We start from the raw sequence: 16,021 nt of genomic DNA on the forward strand, positions 1-16,021 counted from the left end.
CCCGCTTAGGATTGCCTGCATCCGCGTGTCTTGTTGGCCTTCCTGTTGGCTCCGCCTATCTTGACCCCGAGGCGAGGCCAACAGCGGGAAGGAAAATGGCTTTATCAGACACGGCAATTCGGAACGCCAAGCCGAAAGAGGGGCTGAAAGTCACACGACTTTCCGATGGTGGCGGCCTGTACGTTCAGGTGGAACGGTCAGGCGCGAAACTATGGCGTCTCGCCTATCGCTTCGACGGCAAGCAAAAGAAACTGTCGCTAGGTGCATATCCCGCCGTCTCGTTGGCTCAAGCCCGCGCAAAACGCGACGAAGCGAAGACGTTGTTGGCCAATGGCGTTGACCCGTTCCAACAAAAAAAGGTTGCCAAGGCGGCGCAGCAGGCGGTTGCGCACACGTTCTCCGTCATGGCTGGCCAGTTCATTGACAAACTGCGGAAAGAGAAACGCTCAGCCAGCACGTTGGGAAAGATTGAGTGGATGCTGACGCTGGCCTCAGGTCTGAATGACAAGCCGATTGCGAAGATAACGGCTGCGGACATCCTCGACGTCTTGAAGAAGGTTGAGGCGGCTGGCAAACATGAAACAGCGAGCCGATTGCGAGAAACCATCGGTAGGGTCTTTCGGTTCGCGGTCGCGTCTTGCTTGAAAGCTGCCTGATACCATCCTCCGTCAGCGTCCATTGCCCGTCTGCGCATCAGGCTTGAGCTGGTGCGGGCGCCATCGGCTCAAAGGCGACCTTCTCGAAGGAGCCTGGAATCATCAAAGCAAAACGAAAAGCGACATTCGCCTCGGGAGCTGACTTGGCGATAGCGGCCATTCATCAATGAAGCCGGGTGGACATAGCTTGCAGGCAGCCGGGTGCGCAGTCCGTCCGCCGCGTTCTTTTCGCCTGCAGCATCAAGGCCGCGCATCGCCTGGGATCGTCATGGATCGCGACGCAATCCAGGCATTGGAAACATTCGGAATAGATCACCGACCCGTCGCGCGCGATCGCGCCATAGCGGCATTTCACCCGGCACAATTGGCAGGGACTGCCGCATTCCGCGCGGCGCGCGATCCAGGCCCAGCGGCGCAAAAAACTCAGCGCGGAAAAGGCCGCGCCGAGCGGACACAGATAGCGGCAAAAGAATTTGTAATGGAACAGGCCGATCAGCAGCAGCGCGACGGCATAGAGCACGAAGGGCGCGGCGCGCAGGAACGTCAGGGTGATCGCGGTCTTGAACGGCTCGATCTCCGCGATCCGCTCCGCCTGCGACGAGGCCAACAGCGCAGCGCCCACAACGACCGCCAGCACGATGAACTTGGGCAGGCGCGCCAGACGTTCATAGCGTTGCGGCAAGGCGAACTGTCGGATCCGCGTCGCGCGCGCAAAGGCGCCGACGAATTCCTGCAGAGCCCCGAACGGACACAGCCAGCCGCAAAAGGTTCCCCGCCCCCAGATGAACAGCGCGACGAGACCGAAAGCCGCCACCATCAGCGTCGGCGGGTCCCAGAGCAGGAACTGGAAATTCCCCTCGCCCTTCAGCGCCTTGATCGCGCCGATCAGCCAGACGATCGACACTTGCGCCTGGGCGATCCAGCCGATGAAAATCAGCGTGAAAGCGAGAAAGGCCAGCCGGAAGATTTGCAGCCGACGCGGCGACCGCGACAGCATTTTTTGCCGCGACAGCGCGACGGCGAGCATGGCCAGACCGACGCCGAGGATGGCGATGTCGCGCGCCCGGCTCGCCCAGATCGAGGCGAGGCCCAGTCCCTTGTCCTCGGGCGGCAGATCGAACAGAGCGGACGGCAGGCTGTAGCCGAGCTTGAAATCGGCGGTGAATTTCTCCGGATAAACCAGGCCTTTTTGACGAAGCACGCGCAAAAAAATTTCGGAGGCGCCGGCCGGATCGAAGGCGGCTTCCGGCGGGATGCGCAAGATGGCGACATCGGCGGTCGCGAGTTCGGGCTTGGGCGGGTCGCGGGTTTCGCTCCAGACGAAATCGCGCCAGATCACCGGCGCGCCGGCTTGCGCCAGCGCGATGTAATCCGGCGTCCCCCCGGGCGTAAAATTGTCCGGCATGAAGGTCCAGCGCCCGCGCGCGGCGACGAACATGGCGGAGCCGCCGTCGAGCAGCGCCATCAACTTGCGCCAGGCGGCCTCGCCAAGCAGGTTGCGGCCAATGATCGGCACATCGATCTGGGCCACATAGACTTCGGTGAACGTGTCCCGGGGCGCCTGCAAGGACTCGGCGTCGAGACCCGCCGCCTCCGAGCCGGCAAAGGCCTGCTCGACCTCGGCATTGCTCAGCGTCAACTTGCGAACGTAGCCGCGCGCCAGCAATTGCTCGAAACTCAGCGGCTCAAAAACATTTTTGCGCACGCGCGCGACGCGGTTCGGGTCGCGGCCGGCGGAAAAGCCTAGTTTTTCGCGCGCGACCTGCAGCGCCGAGGCGATCAGCGTCTCGTTGACGATCCGCACCGAAGCCGTGGCCTTGGAAATCCCGTCGATCTCCACTGCGAGGCCGTCCGGCGCCGCCGCCGTCCGCGCGCCGGGACGCACGATCTTGATCGACTGATGCAGCGACAAATCCGCATATTGCCGGACGAATTCATGCAGGGGCTCCGGCCCCAATCCGTCGACGAAGACGGGTTCGTGCTGCGACAGCACGCGCACGTCGAGGAAGGAGCCGTCCGGCCGCAGCGCCACCAATAAATTGACCGGCGTGCCGGAAAAGCCTGGAATGGGTTGAAAATCGACGGATTCGAACACATAGGCGACCAGCTCGTCCCGCGTCGCCATCCGGCGGGAGATCGGCCAGACCGGCAGGGCGGGATCGCGTTCGCCGACCTGGAACGGCGGCGGAAACAATTTTGCGACGCCGGCGCGGTCGAGCGTGGCGGCGCGCCCGGGAGCGACGAGGCCCATAGCCAGGACCACAAGCATCGCCGCGCAAAAAAGACTCGAGGTTTTCGCCATGGCTCAATCGCGCCGCGCGCTTGCGGCCTTCAGCGAAAGCCGGCGCGCGCCGTCGCGCCCAAAAGCGATCTCCCGCAAAAATTTGCGCCGGAAGGCGCGCTCGAAATCGGCGTAGCCATTGGCGACGACATGGAAGGCGCCGGGGCCGCCGATCACATGCCGCCTGTACCAATCCTCGATGGTGGTTCCCGCCATATGCGGCTCGTTGCGCAATTCCTCCATGCCGAAACCGGGCGCGCGATAGGCGCCGGTCCCGATGAATTCGTTCTCGGTGCGAATGGGCAGACCATTGATGGTCACGCCGCCGGCAATGGTTTTGTCGCGCTCCTCTTCGGTCGCGTGGGCGCCGGCGCAATTGTCGGGACCGTCGCCGGACACGTCGATGACCAGCGCCGACGCTTCGCCGGGAACGCTGCGGACCAGCCCCTCGCGCGCCTCGCGCAGCATGGTGGCGAGACAGGTGAATTCGCCGGAGACGCGGGGCATGGCGCGGATCACGCCAGCGATGCGGCGCGCGTCCCGCATGTCGGCGATGACCTGCCATGACATCACCTCATGGGAAGTGTCGGACCAGGCCAACATGGAGACCGCCGCGCGATGATGCGGGCCGCCGAGCAGCGCCTGCACCACCGACGGGTCCTCCAGCGCGCGCGCCACGCCCTCGAACTGCACGCGATAGCGGGCGTCGTCCATCGAACCCGAGACATCGACGGCGAGGATCAGCGCCGTGTCGAATTTTTCGGCCCGCGCCGTGGCGGCGCAAACCAAAGCCGCGGCCAGCGCCAGTCCGCCGATCATTCGGGATCGAGCCAGATGCGCCATCCCTCCGCTCCATTGATTCTGAGTTGATAGACGCCGGGCTTGTCGATCAAAAATTCGTCTTCGCCGGCCCCGCCGATATGCAGGTTCTGAACGACCTCGCCGCGGTCGTTCATCAGATAGAGCACGAAGATCACGCCATCGGAGCGAAAGCGCAGACGGTGCGGATGGTCGAGGGTGAAGAACTCGGTCACCGCATTGTGGCTGCCCTGAAAACGCGGCGGCGCCTGTTTGCGCGCGAGCGCGTCATAGCAGGCCAGCCGCTCGACGCCCGCCCCGATGGCGCGGCAGCCGAGCAGCGTATCCGTCACCGTCTGCGCCAGGCCCGGGCCGGCGGCGCAGCACAAGGCCAGCGCCAGGCCCGACCGCGCCGGCCTCACTTGTTGCCGACCTCCCAGGCGCGCGGACCGCGCTGCCAATCCTGCGGGCAGCCGGTGCAGCCGTCCATCACCACATCCTGGAAGATGGCGTAGCGTTTCAGCGCGCCGGTCATGTCGGCTTCCGCGAGATTGGCGTCGTAGAGCTGCGCCTCCTGCAAGTCGGCGTTGACGAGCCGGGCCTGGAAGAAATTGGCGGCATTGGCGCGGGCGTGTTCGAGCGAGGCCGCGGTCAGATCGGCGCCGGTGAAATCGGCGCGCGCGACCCGCGTGAACGACAGGTCGGCGCCGCGCAGATTGGCGCCCTTCACATGCGCCGCCTGCATGAAGGCGGTCCAGAGTTTTGCGCCCTCGAGATTGGCGCCGTCGAGATTGGCGCCGGTGAGATTGGCGTGGCGCAGGTCGGCGCGCGCCAGATTGGCGCCCGACAGATTGGCGCCGGACAGGTTGGCGTCCTTCAGATCGACATGGCGCAGATCGACGCCGGGGCACTGGGTTTTGGGCTTGATCTCACAACCGTTCTCCACCCAGGGATCGGGTCGGGGATCCTTGTTGACGATGACGTCATAGGCGCGCGCCGGCGCGCAGACCGAGGCGACGAGCGCCGCGGCGATCAGGGGAAGAAAAAAGGGCCAGCGAGAACCGGTCGCTCTGCAGGTTTGACCGCCATGTGACATGAACGGGATCCTTCTTGGGAATAGGATTGCGCGCCCAGGGCGCATGGACGTTCCGCTGGCCCATCCCGCCGCCGCCCGGAATGGGATGGGGCGGCGGCGGGAGCTTGAGACCGGCTCGCAGGCGAGCCGGCGCATCGCAATGACTTATTTGGCGGCCAGTTCGGGCGGCAGCTCGAACACCCAGAACGAACCGCCCTGGCTGACCTGCTTGGTCAAATCGGCCATATCGCCGCCCCACAGCGGCACGGCGCCGCCATAGCCGGAGGCGATGCCGAGATATTGCTTGCCATCCTCCTCCCAGGTGACCGGGATCGACACCACGCCCGAGCCGGTCTGGAACTTCCACAGCTCCTTGCCGTTGCGCGCGTCGAACGCCTTGACGAAACCGTCGGAGGTGCCGGTGAACACCAGATTGCCCTTGGTGGTCAGCGTGCCCGCCCAGAGCGGGAACTGCTCCAGCGCCTCCCAGGCGATCTTGCCGGTGGCGGGATCGATGGCGCGCAGCGCGCCGACGTGATCCTCGAACTTGCGCTTGATCCTGAACCCCTGGCCGAGATAGGCGGCGCCCTTCTTGTAGGTCAGGTTTTCGGTCCAGTAATCCTCGGTCCAGTCGTTCGACGGAATGTAGAACAGCTTGGTGTTGGGATTGTAGGACATCGGCATCCAGTTGGTGCCGCCGAGGAAATTGGGCGTCACCTGAACGGGCTTGCCCTGCTTCTCCCCTTCCGCCGGCGCCGGCGGGCGCCCGCTGAGTTCGTTCGGCCGCCCGGTCTTCACGTCCCAGCCCGAGGCCCAGGAAATGTCGCGCACGAAAGGATAGATGCCGATGGCGCCGCCCGCCTGTTTGGAGATGCGGCCGTCGCGCGCCGTCATCTTGTCGAGGTCGGTGACGAAGAAGAAGCCATTGCGATCGGCATGCGCGGCGGCGCGGGTTTTCTTGCCGTCCTTTTCCAGATCGAACAGCAGCACCGAATTGTTGCCCGAAAAATCCCAGGCGTCGTTGGGCGTATGCTGGAAGAAGCCAACGGGTTCGCCGGTCGAGGGCTCGATATAGATCTGACCCGAGGTGAACAGGCTGTCATACGGCTTCCAGTCGCCGTTCGGCCCGGAGCGGTAATGATAGTTCCAGGGCGCGGGATTGCCGGTGCCGATGACGATCGTGTTGGTCTTGAGGTCGAAGGTCGCGGTCTGCCAGGGCGCGCCGCCGCCGTGATTCCAGCTGTCCTTCTTGGTTCCATCGGGATTGTTGGGCCAGGAGGGCGCCTTGGGATCGCCCGTCGGCGTCGAGTCCTGGCCGTTCAGCCGGCCCATATGGCCCTCGACCAGCGGACGCATCCAGATTTCCTCGCCGGTGTCGGGATCGCGGGCGTAGAGACGGCCGACCACGCCGAATTCGTCGCCGGAGGAGCCGTGGATCAGCATGACCCGGCCGGTCTTCTGGTCCTTGATGATGGCGGGGGCGCCGGTCATGGTGTAGCCGGCGGTGTGGTCCTCGAACTTCTTCTGCCAGGCGACCTTGCCGGTCTTGCGGTTGAGCGCGACAATGCCGGCGTCGAGCGTGCCCATGTAGATCTTGTCGCCATAGATGGCGGCGCCGCGGTTGACCACGTCGCAACAGGGCCGGATGTCCTCGGCGAGGCGATGCGAATAGGCCCACAGCCGCTTGCCGGTCTTCGTATCCAGCGCGAACATGCGCGAATAGGAGCCGGTGATGTAGATCACGCCGTCATGGACCAGCGCCTGGCCCTCCTGGCCGCGCTGGCGCTCGTCGCCGAACGAGAACGCCCATTTCGCCTTCATCTTCCCGACATTGTCGACATTGATCTTGTCGAGCGTGGAATAGCGGTTGGCGTGAAGGCCGAGGCCGTAGCTCAGCACGTCGGAGGTGGACTTGTCGTCATTGGCGATGTCCTCCCAGGTCACCGGCTTTTCGCCGCGCTCCGCCCGCGCGGCGGGGCCGGAGAAGGCGAAGCCCATTCCGAGCGCGAGCATCGAGGCCGTCGCCAGCAGGCGCGCGCGACGACGCGGCGCGTGGAGCCGTGAATTCATGAAATTTCCTCCCTTGCGATTGCAACGCCGGTTTCGTTGGACCGTGTTGCAATCAGGCTAGGGCGGTTCGGATGAGAATGTCCTGAGAGGAGGATGAGAGCGCTCTCAGAAAAGCCTGTACTTTGGCGCCGCTCAGGCGTCCCGCGCGAGGCGATAGCCGACGCCGCGCAAAGTGGCGATCTTCGGCGCGCCCGGCTTTTCCGCCAGTTTCTTGCGGAGGTAGCCGATATAGACGTCGACGGCGTTGGGCGTGACATCGCTGGAATCGCCCCAGGTCTGGGCGATGATCGCCTCGCGCGACAGGGCGCGGTTGGCGTTGCGCGCCAGACAGTCGAGCAGGTCGAACTCGCGGCGGGTCAAGGCCAGCGCGCGTCCGTCAATGCAGGCTTCGCGCGCCCGCTCGTCCAGGGTCAGCGCGCCGAAGGCGAGCACGGGCGCCGGCCCTCGCGCCGGAATATTACGGCGAAGAAGAACACGGATGCGGGCGAGCAATTCCTCGACGTGGAACGGTTTTGTCAGGAAATCGTCGGCGCCGGAGCGAAAGCCTTCGAGCTTGTCGTCGAGGCTGGCGCGCGCGGTGAGCATCAAGACGGGAAGGTCGTGGCCGGCGATGCGGATCTGCCGCGCCACCGCCACGCCGTCCATGTCGGGCAGCATGAGGTCGAGGATGGTCAGGGCGTAGCCGCCCTCGCGCAGGGCGTCCGCGGCATTGCGGCCCACCCGGCGCCAATCGACGCAAAACCCTTCGCTTTCCAGCGATTTCACCAGCAGGCGTCCGACGCCCGCGTCATCCTCGATCAGCAAAACCTTCATGCCGAGGCCGGCAGAATCAGCGTCACCTTCAACCCGCCCTCCGGACGATTTTCCGCCGCTATGGCGCCGCCATGCTGTTCGGCGATCCAGCGCGCCACCGCGAGGCCGAGCCCGGATCCGCCTCGGCGCGCGCCCTCCTCGCTTTGATAATAGGGATCGAACAGGCGCTCAAGCGCGGCGCCGGGCGCGCCCGGCCCCTGGTCGCTCACGCTCAGCAGCGCGCGCCCCCCTTCCCGCGCCAGCGCCACCGTCACTTCGCCGCGATCGGGGGAAAATTTCACCGCATTGTCGATCAGCGCGAGAACCCCTTGCCGCAGCCAGCTCTCATCGCCGGAGACGCGAAGGTCGTCATCGAGCCCCGCGCCGATCAACGCCACGCCGGAGGCGCGCGCAAAGGCGCCGGCGAGGTCGAGCGCCTCGCGCAAAGCGCAGGCGAGATCAAAGGGCGCCAAATGCAGCGTCAGGCGTCCCTCGTCGGATTGGGCGAGCAGCAGCATGTCATCGAGGCGGCGCTGCATGACCTCGCCATGGGCGCGAATCTGGCGCAAGGCCTCGCGCAGAGTTTCGACATCGGGCGGACGCTGGCGCAGCGCCAGACCGGCCTCGCCGAGCAGCACGGTGGCGGGCGTGCGCAATTCATGGCTGACCTTGGCGAAAAACAATTTTCGCGAGCGGTCGACCTGCGCGAGTTGCTCGGTCTTGGCCTCGAGCTCGCGGGTGCGCCGGGCGACCGTTTCCTCGAGCCGCCGGTTGGCGTCCTCGAGCTCGCCCTGCTGGGACAGGATGCGCGCCGCCATTTCGTTGAACTGGCGAGCCAATTGCCGCAATTCGCGAAGGCCGCGCGGCGCGACCTGCACCGCGCGGTCGCCGTCGGCGAGCGTCTCGGCGCCGCGGGCGAGCGCGCGCAAGGGGGCGGAAAACCCTTTTCGCGCCGCGCGGAACGCGGCGAGCACGCCGGCGAGCAGCAGCAAAGCGGCGGTTCCGGCATGGCGCAGGAACGCGCCGCGCAACGCGGCCATTTCGGCATTGGTCGCGGCCACCTCGTTGCGCTCGGCTTCGACGATCGCGGCGGCGCGGCTGCGCAGGGCGACGACATCGGCGGCGACGCGCCGGGCGGCCAGATTCCTGCCGTCGCGCGCGAGACCGGCATCCGCCGGCTGGTTGGCGAGGAAGGCCAGATTGGCCCGGACGGACTGGAAGAGATCGCGCAATTCGAGCGCGCGCGCGACCTCCTCCCCCTGGCGCCCCTGGTCGTCGAGCAGTTCGGCCTCCTGGCCGACGCTGGCGAGATAGAGACTGAGCGACCTCTCGACCTTGTCGGCGCTGGCCTGCGAGAGCGTCGTCCATTCCGGGAGGTTTTCGCGCGCCGCTTCGTTCAAAAGCAGGGCGTTCACATCGGCCTCGATCCGGGTGACGACCGACAATTGTTCGTAAGATCGCTCCGCCCGCGCCAGGAAATTTTTTGCTTTCCAGAGGTCCTGCAAGGTTGAAGAGGCGAGCGCGGCGGCAAGAAAGGCGCCGATCAACGCCGCGAGGACCAAGGCGGCGTTGACGGAGATACCGCCGGTCTCAAGCTTGTCGCCGGAAGAAGAAAAAGCCGCCGCCATGAGTATTCCGCGTTTGAAGGCCTGGCTCAACCAACCCGGACCGAGCTTCGTCTGTCAAGACGACAACCCGCCAGGCTTGCGGGAGGCTCATCTCCTCGAAGGCGGAGGTGAGGCGACGCTGCTGATCAGGTGTGACGGCAGCAGCCGCTCGACTGGACGAAGAGAGCCGGCGTGGGAAATTCGGACAGTAGCTTGAGTGGATTTTCTGCCTGACGGCGGCCAAGATCAGGGCCGCAGATCAGGACTGAAAATGACGAAGAGAAGCCGCCGGACGCATTCGCCGGCGTTCAAAGCGAAAGTGGCCTTGGCCGCCATCGAGGGCGAGAGAACACTTGCCGAGTTGGCGCAGCAGTTCGACGTGCATCCCAACCAGATCACGACGTGGAGGAGCCAGTGCTGGAGGGCGCCGCCGGCGTGTTCGGTCAGGACAGGGCGGGACCGTCCGAACCGACGGTCGATCTGAAGGCGCTGCACGCCAAGATCGGTGAACTGGCTCTGGAGAATGATTTTTTGTGCGGCGCGCTCAGCAAGGCGGGCCTGCTGAGCGCAAAAAAATTCCGCGGGGCGCTGTCTAAACAAACGGCGCCAGAACCGTCGCTGTCTTGCTGCTGCTCGCCAGGAACGCATCACGAACCTTAATGGCGTCCGGTCGTGTCAGCGCCTCCAACGGAAGATCGCCGAGTTCATCAGTCACCAGCTTGATGGCCCGCGCGGCATCCTTGGCGGGCTTGGAACTCGCAGCAATGCCCTTGAGACGCAGATATTCGTTCAGCGCGTCGCTGAGGAGGATTCTCGACGTCCGACCGTAGAAGAGCCTCTCAGCCTCGACCTGCACGGGGTTCAGCATCTCGCCCATCTCGAAAGCTTTCTGGTCAGCCCCCTTGGTGGGATTGTGCCGAATCTGCAGGTACTCCGGCCCGACCCGAAGACCCATGCGCTCATCGAAAAGCTCCCGCGAGTCGTCGCGCGTATGGTCACAGCCTATGTGGGCTTCACCGGGTTTAAAACCCATCGCATCCAGGAGGGCCGCACCAGCTGCGCGTGTCTCCGGGCTCGTCAGGTCATGACGATTCGCCTCCGGTGACCGCAGCGACCTCCAGAGCGCGTCATGCTCCGATGCCAGGCGAGCGGCCTTCTTCGCGGCCACCGTCGCGTCTCTTGTTCCAAGGCTTTTGCGGATGTGAGCCTTGCCGTTGTGGTGCTTCCGCATGTCCTCGGGCACACGCCGGCAATAATAGAGGACGCCGTCCTTCCACGGCATGACGTACTTGGTGGTCAGCTTCAACGCCCCGGACTGGAAGACGACAAAGGCCAATGTATCACCAATTGTATCACCAACGGGCGGTCACACCGACGATAAGCGCCTGTAAAACCAGGGGTTTATGGAAATTTCATGGTGCCCCTGGCCGGGATCGAACCAGCACTCCTTGCGGAACTCGATTTTGAGTCGAGCGCGTCTACCAATTCCGCCACAGGGGCTCTCGGGCGAACATCACCCGAAGCGGGCCGGACTATAGCGCGCAAACACCGCCCGTCAATCACCTCTGTCGCAAAGTTCACGCCCGCGGTGGTCAGCGTCGGTCGCCGATGCTAAGAGGGCCGCGTCCCACACGCGGCGGAAAAAAGATGTTCGAAAAACTTTATAAGTGGACCATTTCCCTGGCCGAAAGCCGCCACGCCACTTGGGCGCTCGCCGGCATCGCCTTCGCCGAAAGCTCCATCTTTCCCCTGCCGCCCGACCTCATCCTGCTGCCCATGGGGGTCGCCCAGCCGAAAAAAGCCTGGTTCTACGCCGCCGTCTGCACCGTCGCCTCTGTCCTCGGCGGCGCCGTGGGCTACGCCATCGGCGCGCTGCTTTACGACACTCTGGGCCAGTGGATCATCAATCTCTACGGCTACGGCGCCAAAATGGACGCGCTCAAGGCGTTCTATGCGCAATGGGGATGGGCCTTCATCCTCGTCAAGGGCCTCACCCCCATCCCCTACAAGCTCGTCACCATCGTCAGCGGCCTGCTCGATTACAATTTCGCGCTGTTCATGGCGCTGTCGCTGCTCACGCGCGGCGCCCGCTTCTTTATCCTGGCGGCGGCGATGAACCGGTTCGGCGACCTGTTCCGCCACTGGATGGAAAAGCATTTTGGGACTTTTGTGATCGGCCTGCTCGTCATTGTCGTGCTGGGCTTCTATCTCGCCACGAAAATCGCATGACCGTCAAACCCGTCCATGCCGCCGGGCTGATCCTGGCCGCCGCCGCGCTCGGCCTCATCGGCGCCTGGACGTTTCAGGCGCTCGGCTATGAACCCTGCGAATTGTGCCTGAAGGAGCGCTACGCTTTTTACGCCGCGCTGCCGTTGGCGACGGCGGCCATTTTCCTCGCCCGCAACGCCCCGCCGGCCGCCGCCAGGGTCGTGCTGGCGTTGCTCGCGCTGGTTTTCGCCGCCAATGCGGCGCTGGCGTTTTATCACGTGGGCGTCGAGTGGAAGCTTTGGGCGGGCCCCTCGGAGTGCTCCGGCGCCTTTGTCAAACCCGCGACCATGGAGGAGTTCCGCCGGCAGTTGCAGCACGCTCAGGTGGCCCGCTGCGACGAACCCGCCCTTAAAATTCTCGGGCTGTCGCTCACCTTCTGGAATTTTTTGCTCTCCTCCGCGCTCAGCGCGGTGGCGGGTCTTGGCGCTTCGGCCAAGCGCTAAATCTTGCTTTTGTCGCCGAGCGCGCTGGACAGCGGAATCTGCGCCGACCCCGGCCGCAACGGCTTTTGCTGGCTTTCATGCGGCGCCCAGCCGGACAGCCACAAAATCTCGACGCTGGCGCGAATGCGCCCGTCGGGGTCCGAAAAATTCTGCTGGTAGAGTTCGGCTGCGCGCAGCAGCACGCGGCGGCTCAGCGGCCGTCGCGCGCCCGCCGCCAAAATATTGGTGGCGCCCATCCCCCTGAGGTCGCGCAGCAGTGCGAACAGATTGTCGTAGCGCACGACAACAGCGTCGCAATCGGCCACCGGCAGGGCGAAGCCGGCGCGCTGCAGGAGGCCGCCGAGGTCGCGCAGATCGACGAAGGGGAAGACGCGCGGGCTGGCGCCGCCTTCAAACTCCTCCTGGGCTTGCGTCAGGCAGTGGCGCAATTCCACAAAACTCTGGCCGCCGACCATGGCCGCGAGCAACAGGCCGTCCGGCGCCAGGCTGCGGCGCAATTGGGCGAAGACGCCGGGCAGATCGTTGACCCATTGCAGCGACAGCGCGCTGAACACGAGGTCGAATTTTTCCGGCGCGAAAGGGGAAAATTCCTCGTCGATGACGAGGTCCGCGCTTTCCGCGTGAAGGCTTGGCGCGGCGCGGAGGATTTTGCGTCCCGGCGCGGCCAAGGCCTGCGCCGCGGCGGGATGCGGCGAGCCATAGTCCAGCGCGTTCGCAAACGGACGGGAGATCCCGGACAGCCGATAGACGAAATCCTCGGCGACGCGGTGCGCCAGAAAATCGCAAGGGGCGCGCGCGGCGCGGGCGAGGCGGCGCCGCAGCAGGGCGCGATCGAAGATTTGGGGCGGATGGGTCACGGCCCCTATATGCGCGCGCGGGCGGCGCGTGAAAAGCGTCGCGCGCAACAATTGTCCTGGGCGAAAAGGGTTATGCTCGCGCCATGTCCCTGCTCGCTTCCGGCCTCGGCGCGATCCGGCGCGTCGGCGTGCTGGCGCTCGATCTGCTCTATCCCCCGGCCTGCTTGGCCTGCCGGCGCGCCATCGCCGCGCAGGGCGGCCTGTGTCCGGACTGCTGGCGCGCCATGCGCTTCATCGAAAAACCGTTTTGCGCGCGATTGGGAACGCCGTTCGGAAGCGAAATCTTCGCCGGCGCCGTGTCGCCCGAGGCGCAGGCCGATCCGCCCGTCTTCAACCGGTTGCGCGCCGTCGCCTGTTTCGAGGAGGGGCCGACCCGGACGCTGGTCCACAGACTGAAATATGGCGATCGCCACGAACTCGCGGCGCCGATCGGGCGGTGGATGGCGCGGGCGGGCGAAGAGCTCCTCGATGACGCCGACCTGCTCATTCCCGTGCCGCTGCACCGCCAGCGGCTGGCCCACCGCCGTTTCAACCAGTCCGTCGCCCTGGCGCGCGAAATCGCCAAAAGTTCGGGCGTCCCGCTCGACACCGGCCTGCTCGCCCGCGTCAAAGCGACGCCGCCGCAAGTGGGGCTCAACCGCAAGCTGCGCGCCGCCAACATGCAGGGGGCGTTCGCCGTGGCGCCGCGCCGGAAGGCCGCTTTGGCGGGCAAACGGCTGGTGTTGGTGGACGATGTCGCCACGTCCGGCGCCACCCTGAACGCCGCGGCGCGCGTGTTGCTGCGCGCCGGCGCCGATCGGGTGGACGCGCTGGTGTTCGCAAGGGTTGTGACAGAAACGCGAAACCAGTCTATATAACCGCTCCGTCAGGCGCCCGCCAAAAACCGGGGCGCGGGAGAATCTTGCCGTCGATGCCTAAAGTCGAAATCTACACCACCGCGACCTGTCCCTATTGCATGCGCGCGAAAATGCTTCTCGAGGAGAAGAATGTGGCCTTCACCGAGATTTCGGTGGACGGCGACCCGGCGCTGCGCGGAAAAATGACGCAACGCGCGCAGGGCCGGACCACGGTGCCGCAGATTTTCATCGACGGCCGGCATGTGGGCGGCTGTGACGATCTTTACGCGCTGGACGCGCAAGGCGCCCTCGACCCTCTTCTCGCCGGCTGACCCCCATGATCCTCTTCTCCCTCGTCTGCGAAAATGCGCATGAGTTCGAGAGCTGGTTCGCCAGCAACGAGTCCTACGAGTTCCAGATCGCGCATGATCTGGTGTCCTGCCCGCATTGCAACAGCCTCAAGATCAGCAAGGCGGTGATGGCGCCGGCGGTCGCGCGCAAGGATCGCGGCGCGCGCGCGCAAAAACCCGAAGACGTCAAGCAGAGCGTGGCGCTGGTCAACGACGCCAGCGGCGAATTGCGCCGGCTCGCCCGCGAATTGCACGAGAAGATCGTCGCCGCCACCGTGGATGTCGGCGAAAAATTTCCCGACGAAGCCCGCCGCATTCACGACGGCGAGGCGCCGGAGCGGGCGATTCGCGGCCAGGCCTCCCTGGAGGAGGCGCGCGCGCTGCTCGAGGACGGTGTGGCGATCATGCCCATGCCGACGCTTCCGGACAAGCGGGGGTGAGATTTTCACCTTTCGCTTGATTTTGACGAAAGAACAAAGTACGAACATTGCAGTGAAGGCGCAACGAGGAGGCGGCAATGGCCCGCAGCGCTCTGACCCTGCATTCCGGCGGCGGGCGGCCGCTGCCGACCGATTGGCGCGACTGGCTGGACAAGCTGCCGGACGATTTGCGCGCCGCCTATGAGGAGCGCGCGGCCCTGATCGAGTTTGACGGCGGCGAAAAACGCCGCACCGCCGAGCGCCGCGCCTTCGAATGCGTCGTCTGGCGCGACGAGGCGGCGCGCGCCTTTCTCGAGGCTTGCTGTGTGCAAGTCCGCGCCGGGGCTGGCGCCTGACCCGCGCCTGTGACCTGATTGGCGGGATGATTCGCTCTTTCCCCGCGGCATGACCAGAACGTTCTACGAATTCTTCGCCGGCGGCGGCATGGCGCGGCTCGGGCTCGGTCCGGGCTGGACCTGCCTGTTCGCCAATGATTTCGACCCGGAAAAGGCCGAGAGCTATCGCGCCAATTGGGGCGGCGAGGATTTTGTCTGTGGCGATCTGGCCAAGGTCGGCGTCGAGCAATTGCCGGGCGCGGCCGATCTAGCTTGGGCCTCGTTTCCCTGCCAGGACCTCTCGCTGGCCGGGAACGGCAAGGGCATGGGCGGCGCGCAGGATGAGGTGAAGACGCGCTCGGGCGCCTTCTGGCTGTTCCACGACAAGATGCGCGCGCTGCGGGCGCAGGGGCGCGCGCCAAGACTGATTGTGCTGGAAAACGTGTCCGGCGTCCTCACCTCGCATGGCGGCCGCGATTTTTGCGCCGTGGTCGCCGCCTTGAGCGATCTCGGCTATCGCGTCGGCGCTTTCGTTGTCGACGCCCGGCTGTTCACGCCGCAATCGCGGCCGCGCGTGTTCTTCGTCGCCGCCCGCGACGATCTTTTCGCCCGCGCCAGCGTGGGGCCGGCGCCGGAAAAAATCTGGACGCCGCCGGCCCTTCTCGCCGCGCACAGCCGTCTGCCGCAGCCCTATGCGGCGCGCTGGCTGTGGTGGCGCCTGCCGGCGCCGGCCCGCCGCAACGCCGAGTTGATCGACCTCCTGGAGGACGAGCCGGAGCAGGCGTGCTGGCGCTCGCCCGCCGCGACGCAAAGACTGCTCGATCTGATGGCGCCGGCGCATCTGGAAAAAATCCGCGAGGCGCAGGCCTCGGGCCGGCGCGCCGTGGGCGCGGTCTATCGGCGCACCCGCGCCGACGAGCAGGGACGCAAGGCGCAACGCGCGGAAATTCGCTTCGACGGCATGGCCGGCTGCCTGCGCACGCCCGGCGGAGGCTCGTCGCGGCAGATCCTGCTGGAGGTCGAAGGCGCGTCCATCCGCTCGCGGCTGGTGTCGCCGCGCGAGGCGGCGCGGCTGATGGGTCTGCCGGACAGCTACATCCTGCCGGGCAACGCCACCCAGGCCCTCAAGCTTTGTGGCGACGGCCTGTGCGTCCCGGTGATCCGCCACCTCGCGCAACATTTGCTGGAGCCGCTGCTCGACGGCGAGGCCGATCTGGCGGCTGCTGAATAGCCG

The 16,021-nt window shown here is 65.7% G+C and carries 17 protein-coding genes, 1 tRNA gene and 1 pseudogene; 9 read left to right on the forward strand and 10 right to left on the reverse strand.

What is annotated here, in order from left to right; genetic code table 11:
- Positions 1–95: 95 nt before the first annotated feature.
- Positions 96–656 carry a tyrosine-type recombinase/integrase gene (locus tag M2320_RS07370; RefSeq protein WP_264596715.1) on the forward strand — a complete coding sequence of 187 codons (561 nt, stop codon included), beginning with the start codon at positions 96–98 and terminating at the stop codon, positions 654–656.
- 163 nt (positions 657–819) lie between these two features.
- On the opposite strand, the gene M2320_RS07375 is transcribed toward M2320_RS07370, so the two are convergent.
- The 7 genes from M2320_RS07375 to M2320_RS07405 all read right to left on the reverse strand — a co-directional run bounded on the left by M2320_RS07375 (position 820) and on the right by M2320_RS07405 (position 9,300).
- Positions 820–2,958, reverse strand: coding sequence for a 4Fe-4S binding protein (locus M2320_RS07375; protein ID WP_264596716.1), 2,139 nt, complete (start codon positions 2,956–2,958; stop codon positions 820–822).
- Positions 2,959–2,961: 3 nt separating this feature from the next.
- Positions 2,962–3,780, reverse strand: a complete 819-nt coding sequence (locus M2320_RS07380; protein ID WP_264596717.1) for a DUF1194 domain-containing protein — start codon at positions 3,778–3,780, stop codon at positions 2,962–2,964.
- The gene (locus tag M2320_RS07385; RefSeq protein WP_264596718.1) at positions 3,753–4,157 is read right to left on the reverse strand and encodes a type VI secretion protein; all 405 of its coding nucleotides are present in this window, start codon (positions 4,155–4,157) and stop codon (positions 3,753–3,755) included. The genes M2320_RS07380 and M2320_RS07385 overlap by 28 nt, the downstream gene beginning before the upstream one ends.
- Positions 4,154–4,831 carry a pentapeptide repeat-containing protein gene (locus M2320_RS07390; RefSeq protein ID WP_264596719.1) on the reverse strand — a complete coding sequence of 226 codons (678 nt, stop codon included), beginning with the start codon at positions 4,829–4,831 and terminating at the stop codon, positions 4,154–4,156. Before M2320_RS07390 ends, M2320_RS07385 begins: the two co-directional genes overlap by 4 nt.
- 144 nt (positions 4,832–4,975) lie before the next feature.
- Positions 4,976–6,880 (reverse strand): methanol/ethanol family PQQ-dependent dehydrogenase, encoded by a 1,905-nt coding sequence (locus tag M2320_RS07395; RefSeq protein WP_319801418.1) that lies wholly within the window; start codon positions 6,878–6,880, stop codon positions 4,976–4,978.
- Between the two features lie 132 nt (positions 6,881–7,012).
- Positions 7,013–7,693, reverse strand: coding sequence for a response regulator transcription factor (locus tag M2320_RS07400; protein WP_264596720.1), 681 nt, complete (start codon positions 7,691–7,693; stop codon positions 7,013–7,015).
- On the reverse strand, positions 7,690–9,300 hold the full coding sequence (locus M2320_RS07405) for a HAMP domain-containing sensor histidine kinase (RefSeq protein WP_264596721.1): 1,611 nt from the start codon (positions 9,298–9,300) through the stop codon (positions 7,690–7,692). The genes M2320_RS07400 and M2320_RS07405 overlap by 4 nt, the downstream gene beginning before the upstream one ends.
- A 250-nt stretch (positions 9,301–9,550) precedes the next feature.
- Here M2320_RS07405 and M2320_RS07410 point away from each other — a divergent pair.
- Positions 9,551–9,857, forward strand: a pseudogene (locus M2320_RS07410) (transposase); the annotation flags it as partial.
- A 14-nt stretch (positions 9,858–9,871) separates the two neighbouring features.
- Here M2320_RS07410 and M2320_RS07415 read toward each other — a convergent pair.
- A complete protein-coding gene (locus M2320_RS07415) occupies positions 9,872–10,615 on the reverse strand; it encodes a DUF6538 domain-containing protein (RefSeq protein ID WP_264596722.1) in 744 nt (247 codons plus the stop codon).
- A gap of 79 nt (positions 10,616–10,694) precedes the next feature.
- Positions 10,695–10,779 (reverse strand) — tRNA-Leu (locus tag M2320_RS07420).
- A gap of 147 nt (positions 10,780–10,926) precedes the next feature.
- On the opposite strand from M2320_RS07420, the gene M2320_RS07425 reads away from it, so the two are divergent.
- Both M2320_RS07425 and M2320_RS07430 read left to right on the forward strand, forming a co-directional pair.
- A complete protein-coding gene (locus M2320_RS07425; protein ID WP_264596723.1) occupies positions 10,927–11,508 on the forward strand; it encodes a YqaA family protein in 582 nt (193 codons plus the stop codon).
- Complete coding sequence (locus M2320_RS07430; RefSeq protein ID WP_264596724.1) at positions 11,505–11,990, forward strand: disulfide bond formation protein B; 486 nt, start codon at positions 11,505–11,507, stop codon at positions 11,988–11,990. The genes M2320_RS07425 and M2320_RS07430 overlap by 4 nt, the downstream gene beginning before the upstream one ends.
- Here M2320_RS07430 and M2320_RS07435 read toward each other — a convergent pair.
- Positions 11,987–12,847, reverse strand: a complete 861-nt coding sequence (locus M2320_RS07435; RefSeq protein WP_264596725.1) for a methyltransferase domain-containing protein — start codon at positions 12,845–12,847, stop codon at positions 11,987–11,989. The genes M2320_RS07430 and M2320_RS07435 overlap by 4 nt on opposite strands.
- A gap of 83 nt (positions 12,848–12,930) precedes the next feature.
- On the opposite strand from M2320_RS07435, the gene M2320_RS07440 reads away from it, so the two are divergent.
- The 5 genes from M2320_RS07440 (at position 12,931) to M2320_RS07460 (ending at position 16,018) form a co-directional block, all read left to right on the forward strand.
- Positions 12,931–13,704, forward strand: a complete 774-nt coding sequence (locus M2320_RS07440) for a ComF family protein (RefSeq protein WP_264596726.1) — start codon at positions 12,931–12,933, stop codon at positions 13,702–13,704.
- A gap of 53 nt (positions 13,705–13,757) precedes the next feature.
- Entirely contained in the window at positions 13,758–14,015 is a 258-nt protein-coding gene (gene grxC / locus M2320_RS07445) for a glutaredoxin 3 (RefSeq protein WP_184430299.1), read from the forward strand.
- Positions 14,016–14,020: 5 nt separating this feature from the next.
- Positions 14,021–14,473 carry a DUF1178 family protein gene (locus tag M2320_RS07450; RefSeq protein ID WP_264596727.1) on the forward strand — a complete coding sequence of 151 codons (453 nt, stop codon included), beginning with the start codon at positions 14,021–14,023 and terminating at the stop codon, positions 14,471–14,473.
- Positions 14,474–14,550: 77 nt separating this feature from the next.
- Entirely contained in the window at positions 14,551–14,808 is a 258-nt protein-coding gene (locus M2320_RS07455) for a hypothetical protein (RefSeq protein WP_264596728.1), read from the forward strand.
- A gap of 49 nt (positions 14,809–14,857) precedes the next feature.
- The gene (locus tag M2320_RS07460) at positions 14,858–16,018 is read left to right on the forward strand and encodes a DNA cytosine methyltransferase (protein ID WP_264596729.1); all 1,161 of its coding nucleotides are present in this window, start codon (positions 14,858–14,860) and stop codon (positions 16,016–16,018) included.
- The last annotated feature ends 3 nt before the right edge of the window (positions 16,019–16,021 follow it).

Source organism: Rhodoblastus acidophilus (assembly GCF_025961575.1).
Taxonomy (GTDB): Bacteria; Pseudomonadota; Alphaproteobacteria; order Rhizobiales; family Beijerinckiaceae; genus Rhodoblastus; species Rhodoblastus acidophilus_C.

Coding starts and splice junctions, on each gene's coding strand:
- M2320_RS07370 (WP_264596715.1), top strand. CDS start 96: ATGGCTTTATCAGACACGGCAATTCGGAACGCCAAGCCGAAAGAGGGG.
- M2320_RS07375 (WP_264596716.1), bottom strand. CDS start 2,958: ATGGCGAAAACCTCGAGTCTTTTTTGCGCGGCGATGCTTGTGGTCCTG.
- M2320_RS07380 (WP_264596717.1), bottom strand. CDS start 3,780: ATGGCGCATCTGGCTCGATCCCGAATGATCGGCGGACTGGCGCTGGCC.
- M2320_RS07390 (WP_264596719.1), bottom strand. CDS start 4,831: ATGTCACATGGCGGTCAAACCTGCAGAGCGACCGGTTCTCGCTGGCCC.
- M2320_RS07395 (WP_319801418.1), bottom strand. CDS start 6,880: ATGAATTCACGGCTCCACGCGCCGCGTCGTCGCGCGCGCCTGCTGGCG.
- M2320_RS07400 (WP_264596720.1), bottom strand. CDS start 7,693: ATGAAGGTTTTGCTGATCGAGGATGACGCGGGCGTCGGACGCCTGCTG.
- M2320_RS07405 (WP_264596721.1), bottom strand. CDS start 9,300: ATGGCGGCGGCTTTTTCTTCTTCCGGCGACAAGCTTGAGACCGGCGGT.
- M2320_RS07425 (WP_264596723.1), top strand. CDS start 10,927: ATGTTCGAAAAACTTTATAAGTGGACCATTTCCCTGGCCGAAAGCCGC.
- M2320_RS07430 (WP_264596724.1), top strand. CDS start 11,505: ATGACCGTCAAACCCGTCCATGCCGCCGGGCTGATCCTGGCCGCCGCC.
- M2320_RS07440 (WP_264596726.1), top strand. CDS start 12,931: ATGTCCCTGCTCGCTTCCGGCCTCGGCGCGATCCGGCGCGTCGGCGTG.
- grxC (WP_184430299.1), top strand. CDS start 13,758: ATGCCTAAAGTCGAAATCTACACCACCGCGACCTGTCCCTATTGCATG.
- M2320_RS07450 (WP_264596727.1), top strand. CDS start 14,021: ATGATCCTCTTCTCCCTCGTCTGCGAAAATGCGCATGAGTTCGAGAGC.
- M2320_RS07455 (WP_264596728.1), top strand. CDS start 14,551: ATGGCCCGCAGCGCTCTGACCCTGCATTCCGGCGGCGGGCGGCCGCTG.
- M2320_RS07460 (WP_264596729.1), top strand. CDS start 14,858: ATGACCAGAACGTTCTACGAATTCTTCGCCGGCGGCGGCATGGCGCGG.